Annotated in this window: 1 pseudogene; it reads left to right on the top strand. The window is 62.3% G+C overall.

Going from position 1 to position 361, the window contains the following annotated elements:
* Positions 1-361 (top strand): annotated as a pseudogene (locus tag CRP50_RS26220) (flagellin protein FlaA); the annotation flags it as partial.

Genomic DNA, 361 nt, shown 5'->3' with positions numbered 1-361 from the left:
CAGATCGGTGAGATCACCAAGTCGGCCAACTTCAACGGCGTCAAGCTGCTCGAACAGTCGACCGACGTGCGCCTGCTGTCCTCGATCGGCCGTTCCGGTTCGAACGTGGACGCCAGCTACATTTCGTTCCGTTCGCAGGACCTCTCGTTCGGTGCCGGCGGTGGCCTCGAGTCCATCTCGTCCCTGTCGGTCCTCGATCGTGGTGCCTCCCTGCTGTGTTCGGACACCGACGGCGTGGCCGAGCTGGACATGGGTCGCCTGAACAAGGGCAACTTCTCCATCGACGCCGACAAGTTCGTGTTCGACACCGACAACACGGACAACGACTTCACGCTGACCTACTCGACCGGCACCGCGACCA

The sequence above is a fragment of the Caenispirillum bisanense genome (assembly GCF_900230255.1).
GTDB lineage: Bacteria > Pseudomonadota > Alphaproteobacteria > Rhodospirillales > Rhodospirillaceae > Caenispirillum > Caenispirillum bisanense_A.
Note: the sequence above shows the minus strand (reverse complement) of the source record. Positions and strands in the feature narration are given on the sequence as shown.